Source organism: Insulibacter thermoxylanivorax (assembly GCF_015472005.1).
GTDB lineage: Bacteria > Bacillota > Bacilli > Paenibacillales > DA-C8 > Insulibacter > Insulibacter thermoxylanivorax.
In genome coordinates this window covers 141,868-157,072 of record NZ_BMAQ01000005.1, presented here as the reverse complement: position 1 = coordinate 157,072, position 15,205 = coordinate 141,868, and the positions used below count along the sequence as shown (strand labels likewise).

Below are 15,205 nucleotides of genomic sequence, written 5' to 3'. Positions count from 1 at the left end.
GGGGTCATGCCTGCTGCCAGCGCTGCTGCTTCAAGCGGGAAGTGGAGTCAGAGATCGGTACTATGATCTATGATGAAAGGAAAGTTAAGATGATCGGACTAATGATGATCATGATGGTGGTCGTGATGATTGTGATCCTCATCCCGCGGTGAATCCGACAGATAGATGCGGATCACGGAACCCTGTTCGACTCGAGTGCCTGCTTTCGGTGCTTGATGAACGATCACACGGCCCTTTCCGGAAGTGACGATCTGTAAGTCAGAGCGCAGCATCTCATAGATCTCGGTCGTGGTTAGTCCGACGAGATTGGGCACCTCGACGATTGGCGTGTCCGGGTATTGATATGCTTTGTCGATCTGTTCTTGACGCGGCTCTATACCTAAATATACAAGAGTATCCTCCATAATATTACGAACTATCGGTGCCGCCACCAGCCCCCCGAACTGGATGCCCTGCGGATCGTCCACAGCGACATAGATGACCACCTGCGGATCATCCGCCGGCGCTGCAGCGATGAAGGAGACGATGTGCTCATCCTTGGAATAGACGCCGCCGATCACCTTCTGAGCTGTCCCGGTCTTCCCGCCGACGCGGTAGCCGTCGATGAATGCATTGCGTCCGGTACCCCGGGCGACAACGCTCTCCAACGCTTCCCGCACCAGCTTCGAGGTTTCCTCCGAGATCACTTGCCGCGCGAGTTCCGGCTTTCGCTCCTCGATGACCTCGCCGCTCTTGGGATCGATCCAAGCTTTGGCTACATAGGGTTTGTAAAGCTTGCCCCCGTTCACGGCTGCCGCCACAGCAGCCACCTGCTGAATCGGCGTCACCGATACCCCCTGGCCGAAGGAAGTTGTGGCGAGTTCCACAGGTCCCACCCGCTCCAGATTGAAGAGGATCCCGTTCTCTTCGCCGAGCATATCGATGCCCGTCTTCGCACCAAAACCGAATTTCTTGATATAATCGAACAGCACCTCCTTGCCCAGCATCTGGCCCAGCAAGACAAAACCGGGGTTGCAGGAGTTCTGCACAACTTCCAAGAAGGTCTGGCTGCCATGACCGCCGCGCTTCCAACAGCGCAGATGCGCACCTGAAACCTCAATCCAGCCCGGATCGAAGAACGTGTCATGGTGCAGGTCAATTTTCCCCTCTTCCAGGGCTGCTGCCAAAGTGATGATCTTGAAGGTCGAACCCGGTTCATAGGTCATCCAGATCGGCAAGTTGCGATTATATACTTCGGAAGGATACTGCTGGTAGTTGGCCGGTTCATAATCCGGCCGCGAAGCCATCGCCAGGATCTCCCCGGTATTCGGGTCCATAGCGATGCCGATGATGCTCTTCGGCTGAAGCTGCAGCATCGCCTGATCGAATTCCCGCTCCATGAACGACTGGATATGCTTATCCAAGGTCAGCTGCAAGGTCAGACCGTCTTTAGGCGGGATGTACTGTTCCGAGCTGTTCGGCAGCTGCCTGCCCGCCGCATCAGCCAGATAAGCAATGCTGCCTTGGATGCCGGAGAGGTATTCGTCATATTTTAACTCGATGCCGGCCAACCCTTGATTATCAATACCTGTAAAACCGAGCACATGGGAAGCCAGATTGTCAAAGGGATAGTACCGATCGTTATCCTCGCCGACGATGATCCCCGCAAGACCCAGCTGCTGAACTTCCCTCGCTTTGTCCAGGGTGATCTTGCGGCCGCCCGGCTGCAAACGTTCGATCGAAGAGCGCTTCGTGATGATCTGATACACCTGCTCCTCGGTCATGCCGAGCACTTCTGCCAGCTTCCGTGCCGTTCCTTCGGCATCTTGGATCTGCGCCGGAATCGCCCAAACCGTAGGTGTGCTTATGTTATAGGCCAATGCAATGCCATTGCGGTCGATGATCTCGCCGCGCTTCGCCGTGAACGGCACGTTGCGGCGCCAGGAATCCTCCGCTTTCGCCGCGATCACAGGTCCGATGACAAGCTGCACGTAAGCCAGCCTGATGATCAAACAGATGAACATCACCGCGCATATCAGACCGGCAGCCAATAAGCGGCGACGCACGGTTGCATTCGATACTCTCATCCCATCCTTCACCCCTGATCTTCGTCTGTATGCGAAGTTCAACAGACTTCCCCAACGCCGCCTCTTGCAACCGCCCTGTCCGCAGCAGAACATGCCAATCGGCGGGCGGGAAGCAGGGGAAACCATGTTGAACTCCCGTTAGTACAGACTATTCAGTTTGGGACGAGGTTAGAATCAAGCCGCCTCTTCATCGTCGGACTCCATGCTTGTTTCCTGTTGATCCTTCGGCGAATCGACGGACACGGGCGGCGCCAGGTTGAGATGGAGCACTCGTCCGCTGTCTTCGCTTCGCCACTCGTAACTCGTCACATACCCTTCACCGCTTACCCGCACGTCGATCCCCAGGTATGTGCTCACTTCCAACGCATCTCGCAGCGACCAGCCGCGAAGATCCGGAAGAACATCGGGGGAAGGTTCTTCTGTCAACAGCAGCACGCGCTGCTCCGTGCTGATCTCCGTATCGGCTGCCGGGTATTGGTCGAGCACTCGATGCCCGCTGCCGAGGATCTCATATTTGATCCCCCGCATCTCGAGCACCTCCGCAGCCCGCAGCGGATCAAGCGAGACCAGTTCCGGCAGCTTAAGGCGCGGCAGCGATCCGCTCACTTGTACCGAATGCACGGAGATGTCGTCCTTCTTAGACTCTACGCCGAGATAGCGCAGGCTCTTCTCCATGATCTCGCGGAATACCGGCGCTACGACTTGACCGCCTTGCACATAGCTGTCGATCTTCGGATCATCGACGATGACGATCAAGGCAAGCTGCGGATCATCCGCCGGAGCAAAACCAACGAAAGAGACGACAAAGCGGTCATTGGCATACTTGCCGTTTACGACCTTCTGCGCTGTCCCCGTCTTGCCGGCAACGCGGTATCCTTCGATGTATGCCCTGCGCCCCGTACCGATGTTCTGATCGGAGACGACAAGTTCCAGGTATTCCCTTACCTGCTTCGCAGTCCTCTCGCTTACGACCTGTCTGATGACCTCCGGCTCGAAGGTCTGGATGACCTCCTCCGTCTCCGAATCGATGATCTCTTTCACCAAGTAAGGCCGCATGAGCTTGCCGTCATTGGCGATCGCACTGACTGCAGCCAGCTGCTGGAGAGCCGTCACCGTGAGGCGGCCGTGACCGAAGGTAACAGTCGCTACCTCCGTCGGATAGTTCAAGTTGAAATTGACATCTCCCTTAGCCTCGCCGGCAAGTTCAATGCCGGTCTTCTGACCGAAGCCAAACTTCTCAATATAATCGCGAAGCTTCTCTCCGCCGAGGCGATCTCCCAAGAGGACGAAGGCAACATTGCTGGATCTTAAGAACCCTTCCAGGAAGGTGATCTCGCCCCAGCCGCGGCCGCCGTTATGGTCGTTGATATAGGAGTCGGCTACGCGGATGCGCCCGGATTGGTAGAACTCGTTAGGATTGAAAACCCCTTCCTCCACGGCCGCTGCCAGCGTAACGATCTTAAAGGTGGAACCGGGTTCATATACCGCGGAGATCGCATGGTTATAGAAATTGCTCTGATACTCCAGATTCCAATACTCGTTTGGATCGAAGTTCGGCATGCTGACCATGCCGAGGATCTCCATCGTCTTCGGATCCGCAGCGATCGCCATGGCACTGACGGGCTGGTATTGGTGATAAACCTCTTCCAGCGCGACTTCCATATAGTGCTGAATGTGCTGATCCAATGTCAGGCGGATGGATTTGCCGTGCACAGGCGGCTCATAATGAACTTTGCCTTCGGGCAGCTCGTAGCCGAGCCGGTCCTTGGAATAGTGAATCTTTCCATCCTTGCCGCTGAGCAGGCTGTCGAGCGAATACTCGATCCCCATGATCGCCTTGTTCTCCTTATCCGTATAACCGAGTACATGAGAAGCCAGCTTGCCGTAAGGGTAGTAACGCTTCTGTTCCTCGATCAGATATATGCCGTCTATCTTGTTTTCTTTGCGGAAGCGATCGATTTTCTCCGCCGTCTCGCTGTCGATCTTCCAGCCTTCATTGCGGACCTCGACGTGCAGATAGTAACTGCCGTCTTCCCTTCGCTTAGTCACCATCTGCTCAAGTTTGCGGTACTGACCCTCGCTTTCCATGCCCAGCAGAGGCGCCAGACCGTCCACGACCTCGCGCGCATTGCCCCGCTCATGGATGAGCTTCGGGTTCACCGCGACCGTATAAGCCGGCGCATTCCAAGCCAAAACACTGTTGCCGCGGTCATAGATGGCACCGCGGGTAGAAGGCAGCACGATGTCCGTCGACCAAGCGCGTTCCGCCTTGGCGACGAGTTCATCGGCTTGTACAACTTGGATCCAATAAAGACGCAAAGCGATCAAAACAAAAAAGAGGGTGAAAAATCCCCCTATGATGAACGAGCGAATCTTAATCTTGCGAGACATGTAGATCACTCCTGCCCAGACATCGCGATGCTGACGTCTGATTCCACAGAAGAGAGGGAGATCTCGGTGATCGAATCCGCCGGTACATAACCAAGCTCCTTGCTGATCTCCAGCAGCCGTTTATTATCTTGCAGCTTCGCTACCTCCAGCTTAAGCGTGCTGTTCTCCAGCTCGATCCTGCGAATCTCCTGTTCCATCTGCTGGATCCGGGTATTGATCTCATAGATCTGTGCATAGCGGAACAGGATGGTGCCTGCGACGACAACGCAGACGATGACGCCGAACATCCACAGGAGTTTCTCCTGCGGGGTAACGACACTGCGTTTATAGACTTTTTTCTTCTTCTCGCGGTAGATGACCCTTTGCTGCTGGCGGCTGCGCTCATCCAGCGCCGCGCTTCCATGCACATAAGATACCATCATCGATTCCTCCAGTCTCCGTACTATTCCTTAATCTTCTCCGCGATTCGCAGCTTAGCCGAACGCGCCCGCGGATTCACCTTCAATTCCTCCGGTCCCGGGACGATGGGTTTGCGATTGACAAGGCGAAGCTCCCCTTGATTCCCGCACACGCAGATGGGAAAGTCCGGCGGACAGGCGCAGCGCTTCGCATGCTTCGCAAAAAACTGTTTGCATATTCGATCCTCCAAGGAGTGGAAGGTGATGACCGAGATCCGTCCGCCGGGATTCAGCATCCGCAGCGCTCCTTCCAGGGCATCTTCGAATGCGCCGAGCTCATCATTCACAGCGATGCGGATCGCCTGAAAGCTGCGCTTCGCCGGATGCCCGCCGCTTCGCCGCGCCGCAGCCGGGATCGCTTCCTTGATGATCTCAGCCAGCTGCTGGGTGGTGCGAATCGGCGCTTTTTGCCTCATATGTACGATGTGCTTGGCAATTCTGCGGGCAAACTTCTCTTCACCATAGTCCCATAGGATCCGCGCCAGTTCCTGCTCATCCCAGGTATTGACGATGATCTCTGCCGTCAGATCCGTAGAGCGGTCCATTCGCATATCCAGCGCCGCATCCTTGTTATAGCTGAATCCCCGCTCCGCTTCATCCAGCTGCGGGGAAGACACACCAAGATCGAACAATACGCCGTCGACGCCCGTGATTCCAAGACGGGTCAACTCTTCTTCGATATAGCGAAAATTGCTGTTCACCAAAGTCACTTGCTGCTGATAAGGCTTCAGCACTTCCTGCGCATGGCGAATCGCCGTCTCGTCCTGATCGAAGGCGACTAACCGCCCAGTTTCGTCCAGATTCTCAACGATCAGGCTGCTGTGGCCGGCTCCGCCCAATGTGCAGTCCACATAGATGCCGTCCGGCTTAATCGCCAGTCCTTCGACGGCTTCCTCTTTCAATACGGTAACGTGGTGGAACAACGCTTACCCTCCTCATAGGTCCAGATCAAAATCAACCAGCTTCTCAGCGATCTCGTTGAATGAAGCTTCAGACTGTGCAGCATAGGCTTCCCAAGATTCCTTGCTCCAAATCTCCACGCGGCTCGATACACCGATGATCACGGCATCTTTGACCAGCCGTGCATGCTCGCGCAGGACATTCGGCAGCGTTATCCTTCCCTGCTTGTCCAGCTCACATTCAACGGCTCCGGAGAGGAAGAAGCGTGTAAAAGCACGGGCATCAGCTTTCATCAAGGGTAGGGCCTTTAATTTCTTCTCCATGTTCGCCCACTCCTCCATGGGATAGACGAACAAGCAGTTATCCAGTCCGCGGGTGACGACGAACTTGCTGCCCAAGGCTTCACGGAACTTGGCCGGTATGATGATGCGGCCTTTCTCATCCAGCGAATGCTGGTATTCGCCCATGAACATGTTCGTCCACCCCCTTAGGCACCCTTTTACTCCACTTTACCCCACTTTACTCCACTGTCAAGCATTTTCGACAAAAAAATAAAAAATCCTGCTGTCCTGCAGGATTTTTTCACGGGGATTCCTATGCGATTGATTAAGAAAGAAACTGTACGGCGAATCGATCTTTCCAGTCGTTATGTCCAGCTGTTTAGATAGGTCTCTTGCTCCGGTGTCAGCGCATCGATGCGAAGCCCTAAGGACTCCAGCTTGAGGCGGGCGACCTGTTCATCGATTTCTTCGGGCACGTTCACGACCTGTCTGCCCAGCTGCTCATAATGCTCATTGACATAGCGCAGTCCCAGCGCTTGCAGCGCAAAGGTCATATCCATGATCTCCGCCGGATGCCCGTCGCTTGCGCCTAAGTTGACGAGGCGGCCCTCCGCCAGCAGGTAGAACTTCCTTCCGTCTGCCAGGGCGAATTCCTCGATGTTGTGACGGACGACGCGTGTGCTCACCGCCAGCGCATACAGGTCCGGTTTGTCCACCTCTACATCGAAGTGGCCGGCATTTGCCAGGATGGCGCCATCCTTCATCACCTCATAGTGCTCGCGCCGGATGACGCTCTTGTTGCCGGTGACGGTGATGAAGATATCGCCGATCTTCGCGGCCTCGATCATCGGCATGACCTCGAAGCCGTCCATATGAGCCTCGACCGCCTTGATCGGATCGATCTCGGTGACAACGACCTTGGCTCCAAGCCCCTTCGCGCGCATCGCGACGCCTTTGCCGCACCAGCCGTAACCGGCGACGACGACGGTCTTGCCGGCGATGACCAGGTTCGTCGTGCGGTTGATGCCGTCGAACACCGACTGTCCCGTGCCATAGCGGTTATCGAAGAGATGCTTGCACAACCCGTCGTTGACGGCGACCATCGGCAGCTGCAGCCGGCCTTCCCGCTGCAGCGCCTTTAAGCGGATGATCCCCGTTGTCGTCTCCTCTGCGCCGCCGCGAATCTGCGGCAGGAGATCGGGACGCTCGCTGTGCAGGATAGTCACAAGATCGGCACCGTCATCGATGATAAGATCCGGCTTCGTCTCCAGGGCCAGCACCAGCATCTGTTTGTACTCTTCAGGGGTCGGCTGGTACCTCGCGAACACCGTGATGCCGTCTTCCACAAGTGCGGCGCACACATCATCCTGCGTCGACAGCGGATTGCTGCCGGTGATCGTCACCTCTGCGCCGCCGGCTTGGATCACCTTCGCAAGATATGCGGTCTTCGCCTCCAGATGAAGGCAGATCGTCACCTTCAGTCCGCGGAAAGGCTGCTCCTTCTCAAACTGCTCACGGATCCTATTCAGTACAGGCATATGGGCGCTCGCCCAATCGATCTTCAAATGTCCCTCGGAAGCGAGGGAGATATCCTTGATGATGCTTCGAGCTTTGGCGTTCATAGATACGATGTCCTTTCCTGATTAATAACTTTCCTGATCGATAGATAGACGACGCGGGTACATGGGTTAGATCAGATACATGAATATGTTTAGATACCGTACATGCGTCCATTGTTAGGGATATATATTAAATAGTTACAGATACACGACATGATGCTGCGCACCGTCCAAGGGATCAGGCTGATGCTCTGCAAGGAGAGCTCGCAGCCAGCCGTCCCCGTACCGATTCAGATAGGCAAATACATTGTAGACGCGTTCCTGCGGCACCCCGCCCGGGTTCAATGCCCGTTCCAAACGATCGAACTGCCGCAGACCGGCTGCGTGCTTCGCTTCGATCTCCGCATTGATCCGCTTGCGATAGTAATCCACCTCGGCGAGGATTCGTCTGAGATTCGCTTCGCCCAAGGACCTCATCACCGCATTTACTTCACCCGCTTGTTCGATCAGCGGTTTGTAGATCCCGCTAATCTGCGCAGCCGCCGCTGCGAACTTCTCCTCGACATCGAAGGTCTCTTGACTGCGGAGCCATGCCTCACGCTTCTCAGCTAAGCGGCGGAACACATCTTCCACTGTCATGCCAAAGCGGTCGAGAAGCTTCTGATCCCCCGGTTCTACCAGGGTGTATCCTTCCCGCGGCACGATCACCGGCACTTCCATGCCTAGGCAAGTAAATGCCTCCTTAAGCTGCGCCCAATAGGCGATCTCCCCCGGTCCAAGCACGACAGCCAGCACGGGGAAGAGATAATCCTGCATCAGCGGCCGTGTCAACACATTGTTACTCAGCTTGGCCGGCTCTTCTTCGGCTGTCTGCAGCAACTCCTCCTCCGTCAGGCGAAGCTGACCGAAGCGGTCAGCGAATCCGTCGCCGCGCCGGTACAGCAGCAGCCGCTTCTGATCCTCATAATAGAAGAGGTGGGCGCTGTCCGCGTGAACTTCCGCCTGCGGATGGTATCCCGCCTTGATCAACGCCTCTTGTGCCGTCAGATATGCCCGATGAAGTTCGGCATTGTGCAAGATGAGTTGCTTCCACATCGGCGCTTCGATCCGGCGAATTGCGGGATCTGCGGAGTCGATAAGGACGAGGCCTTCTGCACCGAAGAGCCGGGCCATGATGCGCGCAAAGGCTTCACTTAGCGTATGAGAATCCCGGCAGATGGATGTTAATGTCTCGATGAGCCCGGGTTTCAGCTCCGTATCCGGGAGCGATTGCGCCAGTCCGCGGAGCACCTCTTGCCAATCCTCCGGTGAGATCGGCAGATGGCTGATCGAGACGCGGTCATGATCCTGCTTAGCCAACTGCAAGCGCTGGATCTGATCGCCTGCGCGCAGCAGATGGATATGATTCACTTCCCCCAGATCATGATCCTCGCCCGCGATCCAGAATACGGGAATCACCGGCCGCTGGTATCGCTTCGCCGCCTCCCGCGCCTGCCGCAGGATCGTAATCGCTTTGTAGATGACGAGCAGCGGCCCCGTGAACAGGCCGGCTTGCTGTCCACCGATGACCACCAGCGCTTCCGGGGATGCCAGCTGCTCGATCTGATCCAGCGCCGCAGGATGGTTGCCGATGCGGCGGTTATATCCGGCCAGCGCCGCCGCAAGCTCCCGGCGGTCTGCCGCCAGCTCACGCCCCTGGGTGAGATAAGCGACGCGCTTCCTCCAGACTGCTTCCTCCTGCGGGAAACCTGAATATCTTGCAGCGATTCTCTCCTGTCTCTGAACGTAGTCCCTGGCTATCGGATTGGCATGCATCAGTGAGATTGGTTCTATCTTCATATTACCCTTCCTTATCGAACATGATGTCCACGCTCAAGGATCCTATCCTGATCCGTCACTTACATAATCTTATTTACTATCTTTCGATTGTACACATCCATTCCCATATCGTCAAAAAGAAAAACAAGATCCCCCTGACGGAAAACCGGGCTTACCGCCACCGCCGGGAGGATCAAGCATATGCATCCATATCATCTATAGAACATTGCGAGTATAAAACATTACGAGCTGATCAAACTTTGAACATGCTTTGGCCGATGCCGATGAAGAAGAAGATCACATAAAGCAAACTCAATACCAAGAAGCCAACGCGCCATATGAGGCGAAGGGTCTTCGCCAGATCAACTTGCCCCTGCTGCCGGGTCTGTGCACCGCCTGCTAAACCGAAGGCGATGAGGAACGCGAGCAGCAAGATCCATATGCCGCTGATCCCGGGCTCGAAGATCACATTAAACATTGCCGACACGCTGAAGATGAGCAGCGCTGTCGTCACATCGATCGTGATGTCCTTAGCCCGTTTCTTATCTTCCATCAAGCGGTTTAAGACCACACGCAGGATGATGAAGGTGACGAAGGGTATGATCGTCGCAAGAGCGAAGATGGATTGGATCACCTGGATAAGAAATTGCACGTTGACACCCGCTTCCTAACGAATTCTCTCTTTCGCTTGGACCAGCTGCAAGATCGTCTCATGCGTTGGTACGGATAAGCCGCATCTTCGTGCTGCTTCCACCACTGCCCCGTTAATCCAGCGCAGTTCCGTAGGGCGGCCGGCCTCCAGATCCTGCAGCATCGAAGAGCGGTTCGAAGCTGTTCGCCTGCACACCTCCAGGATTGATTCCCATATGGAATCATCCGTCTGCGCACCGCTTCGGGCAGCGACCGTTCGCGCTTCTTCCATCAATTGACGCATGACCGTAAGCAGACTCTGATGCTCAATCAGCTCCCCATTCGGTATTCCGAGCAATGCTGTTAACGGATTGATCACAGAGTTGATGATCAATTTATGCCAGAGATCATCTATCAATTGCTTCGACAAAATCGATTCAAATCCTGCATTTTGTAAGACTTTTTGCAAATCTCTGAGCGTTCTGCGGCGCTGCATCTCCCCTTCTCCATCGGGCGCAGCAGCGCCGATCTTGGTCACTCCCGAACCGGTGTGCTGCACAGAGGCAGGTCCCGTTCGCAGAGCACCTTCCGAGACCACCGCAGCATACAGCCGTTCAGGCGGCAGATGCGCGGCTAATCGCTCCAAATGGCCGAGTCCATTCTGCATCGCCAGCAGTTTCATGCGCGGTGAAGCTTGTCCCAATGAGTTAAGCCATGCCAGCATCCTTTCGGTAATCCCGTACTGTTTGACGGTCAGCAAGATCCATTCCGGGGCCTCTTCTCCAAGTTCCCCCGGCTGGGTGAGATCATCAACTGCGATGCTGACACAGGGTATGTTCCAACTCCCCTTCTCATCACACACCTCGATGCCGCTTGCTGCGATCTTCGCCGCTTGTTCACGCGTGCGGGTAAGAAGCATGACATCAGCGCCTGAGGCACGCAGCTTTGCTGCATATAGGAGACCGATCGCCCCGCCGCCCAACACCCATATGCGCATAACCAGCACTTCCTTTCATGTATAATTGCTCTGCTGCGGCTTAAAAATGAAGGTTCTGTAAGGTTAGTATATAACGAAAAGAAGCCCCCTTCCCATCATCCGATCACAGAAAGGGGCTTCACTGACTGATCTATTACAATTAATCTAGGCATCTGCCTTGTTCGTGTTTCTGCTCTGTTCATGTTTCCGCTTCATTCATGCATCTGCGTCCTCAGCCGTTTCCTCCCGCTCTTCCGCAGCACGATGATCGAGCAGGAACATGCTGATCGTAATCAAGGTGAAGGCGGTCAGAGCAAGGAAAGGAATTGTGATGAAGCCGAGCCAATCGATATAGATGGCGTTGCACGGCACGCCCTGCGTGCACGGCTGAAATCCCGCCAATCCCGGGACCTTCTGCAAGAGATAGTGATAGATCGAGATCGACCCGCCGATGATCGTCAGCGGCAGGACATACTTCTTGATACGCCGGTCATCGGTATAAGCAGCGATCCCCAGGATGAAGACCAGCGGGTACATGAAGATGCGCTGCATCCAGCACATCTGGCACGGCACGAAGCCGCGAATCTCGCTGAAGTACAGACTGCCCAGCGTCGCAGTCAGCGAGACGATCCACGCGAAGTACAACAGATATTGTTGGATAAAACCGCGCCTTGCACCCATTACTTCATCGCAGCCTCCAATTCCTTCTCGATCGTTCGCTTCATCGTCTCATAATCGAAGGGATTCTTCATGACAATGCCGTTGATCATGACCGTCGGTGTCTTCGTCACTTCATATTGTTCCACCAGGTCTACATCCTCCGCCAAAGCAGGCATCGCTGTCAGATTCGTTATGTCCGCTTCCAGCTGTTCGAGATCGATGCCGGGCACATGTTGCTCCGCTAGATCCAGAAGCAGATCCAGACTTACATGATTGGTTCTCATCGCAGCGAAGATCGCTTGATGATAATCCCAGAAGTATTCCGGCGCTTGCTGGAAGACCGATTCGGCAGCCAGCGAGGCGAGTTGCGACCCTTGGCCCTGGAACATCACATGGATATGGGCGTACTTCACTTTACCCGTCTCGATATAATCTTTGTACAGCTGTGGATAGATCCGCTCATCCCAATCCATGCAGCTCGGGCATAGATAATCCCCGAAACCATACACCGTAACCGGTGCTTCCGGATCCCCGATCACCGGCTGATTCGCTAAGGAAGGCAGATCGGTGAAGCGAACTTCCCGGCTGCTCTGTATATTCGTGATGACTGCCAGCAGGATGAGGATCGCGGCGAATCCCGCCGTCATCCAGATCAACGGTTTCATATGGTTCTGCTTCTTGATGCTCGATGTGCGTTTATTGTTCTTTTTGTGATTAGGTTTATTGTTCTGGCTTTGCTTTGACATACCGAAACCTCTCTCTCCCTAAATTTATAATAGACATCATGCGGATCATGTGTTGGAATGCTAATTGCTGTAATCTGTTTACTATAAAATATCACGCCCGACTCTATCAATCAAACATTTGTCACAGTTTTGCGAGAATATTCAAAAAGATGTCATGGACAAAAAAACCTAGTCCATACAGGACTAGGAACTTTTGAAGGTCTGCCCTTACTTGCCCAAGAGTTCGAGATGACGGCCGATATGGCTGGCAAGGGAGGCTTCATAGGCCTCTTCTTGAGCGATCAAGGTTTGGTAAAACTCATCCTTGAACAAGGAATTTCCGTTCTCGTCCTTCGCTTGCAGCAAGATGCCGTAAGTGATATGGATCAGCTGGCGGGCATTGTCCTCATCCATATATTGCGGCAATTCCGCATCGGATACTTCGGACAACGGCTTGATCTTGGACAAGTCCGTGGTGACATGGTAGTATGCCTTAGCTTCTTCGAAATGATCAAGGGCATATTGGTGCATGCGGCGGTACAGGTCCGGGTTAACCTTCGCCACCGTCCGCACCGCCTCCAGCCAGTTAGTTCCTGCGGTCTTCACATGGAATCTGCCTTTGGTGTAGCGGGCGATGATCGGGAAGACGCTGAACTTATCGCTGCCGGAGTGGATGCTGAGCTTGTATCCGAAGTGGTCAGCAATCGCTGCATGCATCGCCAGCTCTCGCTCGAACTGTTCCAGATCGCCGATATAATCGATGCCCTTCTGGAATTCACCGCAGAATCTTGGCGCCATGCTGAAGATATCCACCTGGTTGTCTTGGAGTTCTTTAGCCACGAGGTAATGAGCTTCCGGCGCGGTCGGCGTCATCGTCTCGTCAATCGAGATCTCAAAATCGACAGCACGTTCAGCATTCTTGATATAGCGCTCATAGATGTAGAGCATGTAATCGATTGCTTTGCTGTAGATCAGCACGTTCTTCATCAAACTGTGCTTATCATAGGTGAAGGCATACTCGCCAACTTGGAATGACTGATTCAGGAACTTCTCCTCGTAACGGCGTCTAACCTTTTCGGGCAGCTCTTCATATGCCGCTGCCAGCTCCTGCTCATTCATGTTGTCGACATCATTGCGGATATGGTCAGAGCAATCGAGGGTCAGCATCGTAAATCCCAGATCAAGGGACATCTGGATGTCTTCCTCCAGCTTCAAATGATCGCCGTCAGCACCGAAACCGCCCGTGTATCCCTCTTGAATAACCGCATAGCATGCTGCATCCAGTACTTCCCGATAATCCCGGCCCGTTAGATTCAACTCGCGGATGCTCTGCTGCGCGAGGATTGGCTTCACATCGCGGCCGCGAATCGTCTTGATATGACCGGGACTTGCAAGCCCCAGACGGTCGCCGAGGCCGAAGGTGGCCACCTGTTTGCCGAAGGCCTGCGGCGCGGTGTGCGGGAAGCAGCGGTTGAGCACCAGCCGGTTATGGTGATTCGTCGGACACAGCTTATACCCTTCGAAGGATTCGCCTTCCAGTTCATCATACAGGCTGCCATTGCCGATGACGAGCAGCAACCGATTAAGACCCTGCCGAATCATGATCAGCTTCGTGCCTTCATGTTCAAGCACCGATTGATCATAGACTTTCGTCTCAGCGTCCGATTGCGGGATCTGTCCCGCGAGGAATTGCTGGGCGATCTTGTTGATAGACATCTTCATACACCTCATTCATGTGGATTGGACAGCGCTTGTGTTCACGCTGAACTATGTGCGCGCCGATCTCGCCGGCTGTATAGCTTACCGGCGATGACAGCGTTGCCGCCTGGATTGATCTTGCTATGCTTGTGAGACTATTCATGTCATCCCGTAGAGCCCAACGGACCGGGGGGATATTTCGCTTGACTTGACGGTTTGTTCTTTATCGCATGAAAGAGCCGCCGTTAATCTCGATCGTCTCCCCGGTCAGATAAGCGGCGAGGTCGGAAGCGAGGAACAGCACCACGCCGGCTACATCCTCAGGCTCGCCCTGTCGGCCGAGCGGCACCGCTGCAACGGCCTTGGCCCTTCCTTCTGCCGTGGAGACCGTTGCATGGAAGTCTGTATTGCCGATGAAACCCGGAGACACGACGTTGACCCGGATCCCGCGGGGCGCCAACTCCTTCGCCAGACCCTTGGAATAAGCGATCACCGCCGCCTTGCTTGCCGCATAGACGGAGGAGCCCCCGCCGCCCCCTGTATGCGCTGCCACAGATGCCATGTTGATGATCGTGCCGGAGCGTCTTGCGATCATCCCCGCCATGACCCGTTTGCAGACGAAGACCGTACTCTTCAGGTTCAGATCCATCACCTGTTCATACAACTCTTCGCTCATCTCCGCATTCGCCATGCGGCGAATCATATGGCCGGCGTTATTCACCAGGATATCGATCTTGCCGAAAGCCTCTTCGACCTGTTCAACCATCTTGTCGATCTGATCGAGCTTCGTCACGTCTGCGCGAACGAGAAGCGCCTTGCCGCCGGACTGCTCAATCGCCTGCACAACGCTCTTCGCCTCTTCCTCGCTTTTATGATAGTTCACCGCAACCTGCGCGCCGGCTGCCGCGAGCTTAAGGGCGATCGCGCGGCCGATGCCTTTGCTGGCACCGGTTACAAGTGCCGTTTTGCCTTGCAAGTGGATGCTCATGTCACTACCCCTTCTGCTCCATATTGTTATTGTGATGGTTACGGATTATCACGCG

General features: G+C 54.8%; 13 protein-coding genes. All 13 read right to left on the bottom strand.

Annotation, left to right across the window (positions count from 1 at the left end; genetic code table 11):
- Window positions 1–98: 98 nt before the first annotated feature.
- Window positions 99–2,066, bottom strand: a complete 1,968-nt coding sequence (locus PRECH8_RS03750; RefSeq protein ID WP_200965745.1) for a stage V sporulation protein D — start codon at window positions 2,064–2,066, stop codon at window positions 99–101.
- A gap of 174 nt (window positions 2,067–2,240) precedes the next feature.
- Window positions 2,241–4,457 carry a penicillin-binding protein gene (locus PRECH8_RS03745; RefSeq protein WP_200965744.1) on the bottom strand — a complete coding sequence of 739 codons (2,217 nt, stop codon included), beginning with the start codon at window positions 4,455–4,457 and terminating at the stop codon, window positions 2,241–2,243.
- Window positions 4,458–4,462: 5 nt separating this feature from the next.
- Window positions 4,463–4,876 carry a septum formation initiator family protein gene (locus PRECH8_RS03740; RefSeq protein ID WP_200965743.1) on the bottom strand — a complete coding sequence of 138 codons (414 nt, stop codon included), beginning with the start codon at window positions 4,874–4,876 and terminating at the stop codon, window positions 4,463–4,465.
- Window positions 4,877–4,899: 23 nt separating this feature from the next.
- Window positions 4,900–5,838, bottom strand: coding sequence for a 16S rRNA (cytosine(1402)-N(4))-methyltransferase RsmH (gene rsmH / locus PRECH8_RS03735; protein ID WP_200965742.1), 939 nt, complete (start codon window positions 5,836–5,838; stop codon window positions 4,900–4,902).
- Window positions 5,839–5,850: 12 nt separating this feature from the next.
- Window positions 5,851–6,288 (bottom strand): division/cell wall cluster transcriptional repressor MraZ, encoded by a 438-nt coding sequence (gene mraZ / locus PRECH8_RS03730; protein WP_200965741.1) that lies wholly within the window; start codon window positions 6,286–6,288, stop codon window positions 5,851–5,853.
- 173 nt (window positions 6,289–6,461) lie between these two features.
- Window positions 6,462–7,718 (bottom strand): adenosylhomocysteinase, encoded by a 1,257-nt coding sequence (locus PRECH8_RS03725; RefSeq protein WP_200965740.1) that lies wholly within the window; start codon window positions 7,716–7,718, stop codon window positions 6,462–6,464.
- 135 nt (window positions 7,719–7,853) lie between these two features.
- Complete coding sequence (bshC, locus tag PRECH8_RS03720; RefSeq protein ID WP_200965739.1) at window positions 7,854–9,494, bottom strand: bacillithiol biosynthesis cysteine-adding enzyme BshC; 1,641 nt, start codon at window positions 9,492–9,494, stop codon at window positions 7,854–7,856.
- A gap of 232 nt (window positions 9,495–9,726) precedes the next feature.
- Window positions 9,727–10,125: a DUF3397 domain-containing protein gene (locus tag PRECH8_RS03715; RefSeq protein ID WP_200965738.1), complete on the bottom strand. Its 399-nt coding sequence runs from the start codon at window positions 10,123–10,125 to the stop codon at window positions 9,727–9,729.
- 15 nt (window positions 10,126–10,140) lie between these two features.
- Window positions 10,141–11,100: a ketopantoate reductase family protein gene (locus PRECH8_RS03710; RefSeq protein WP_200965737.1), complete on the bottom strand. Its 960-nt coding sequence runs from the start codon at window positions 11,098–11,100 to the stop codon at window positions 10,141–10,143.
- 195 nt (window positions 11,101–11,295) lie between these two features.
- Window positions 11,296–11,760: a disulfide oxidoreductase gene (locus PRECH8_RS03705; RefSeq protein ID WP_200965736.1), complete on the bottom strand. Its 465-nt coding sequence runs from the start codon at window positions 11,758–11,760 to the stop codon at window positions 11,296–11,298.
- Window positions 11,760–12,485 (bottom strand): thioredoxin domain-containing protein, encoded by a 726-nt coding sequence (locus PRECH8_RS03700; RefSeq protein WP_200965735.1) that lies wholly within the window; start codon window positions 12,483–12,485, stop codon window positions 11,760–11,762. The genes PRECH8_RS03705 and PRECH8_RS03700 overlap by 1 nt, the downstream gene beginning before the upstream one ends.
- A gap of 207 nt (window positions 12,486–12,692) precedes the next feature.
- Window positions 12,693–14,180: a tagaturonate epimerase family protein gene (locus PRECH8_RS03695; protein ID WP_200965734.1), complete on the bottom strand. Its 1,488-nt coding sequence runs from the start codon at window positions 14,178–14,180 to the stop codon at window positions 12,693–12,695.
- Window positions 14,181–14,385: 205 nt separating this feature from the next.
- On the bottom strand, window positions 14,386–15,150 hold the full coding sequence (locus tag PRECH8_RS03690) for an SDR family NAD(P)-dependent oxidoreductase (RefSeq protein WP_200965733.1): 765 nt from the start codon (window positions 15,148–15,150) through the stop codon (window positions 14,386–14,388).
- Window positions 15,151–15,205: the final 55 nt, after the last annotated feature.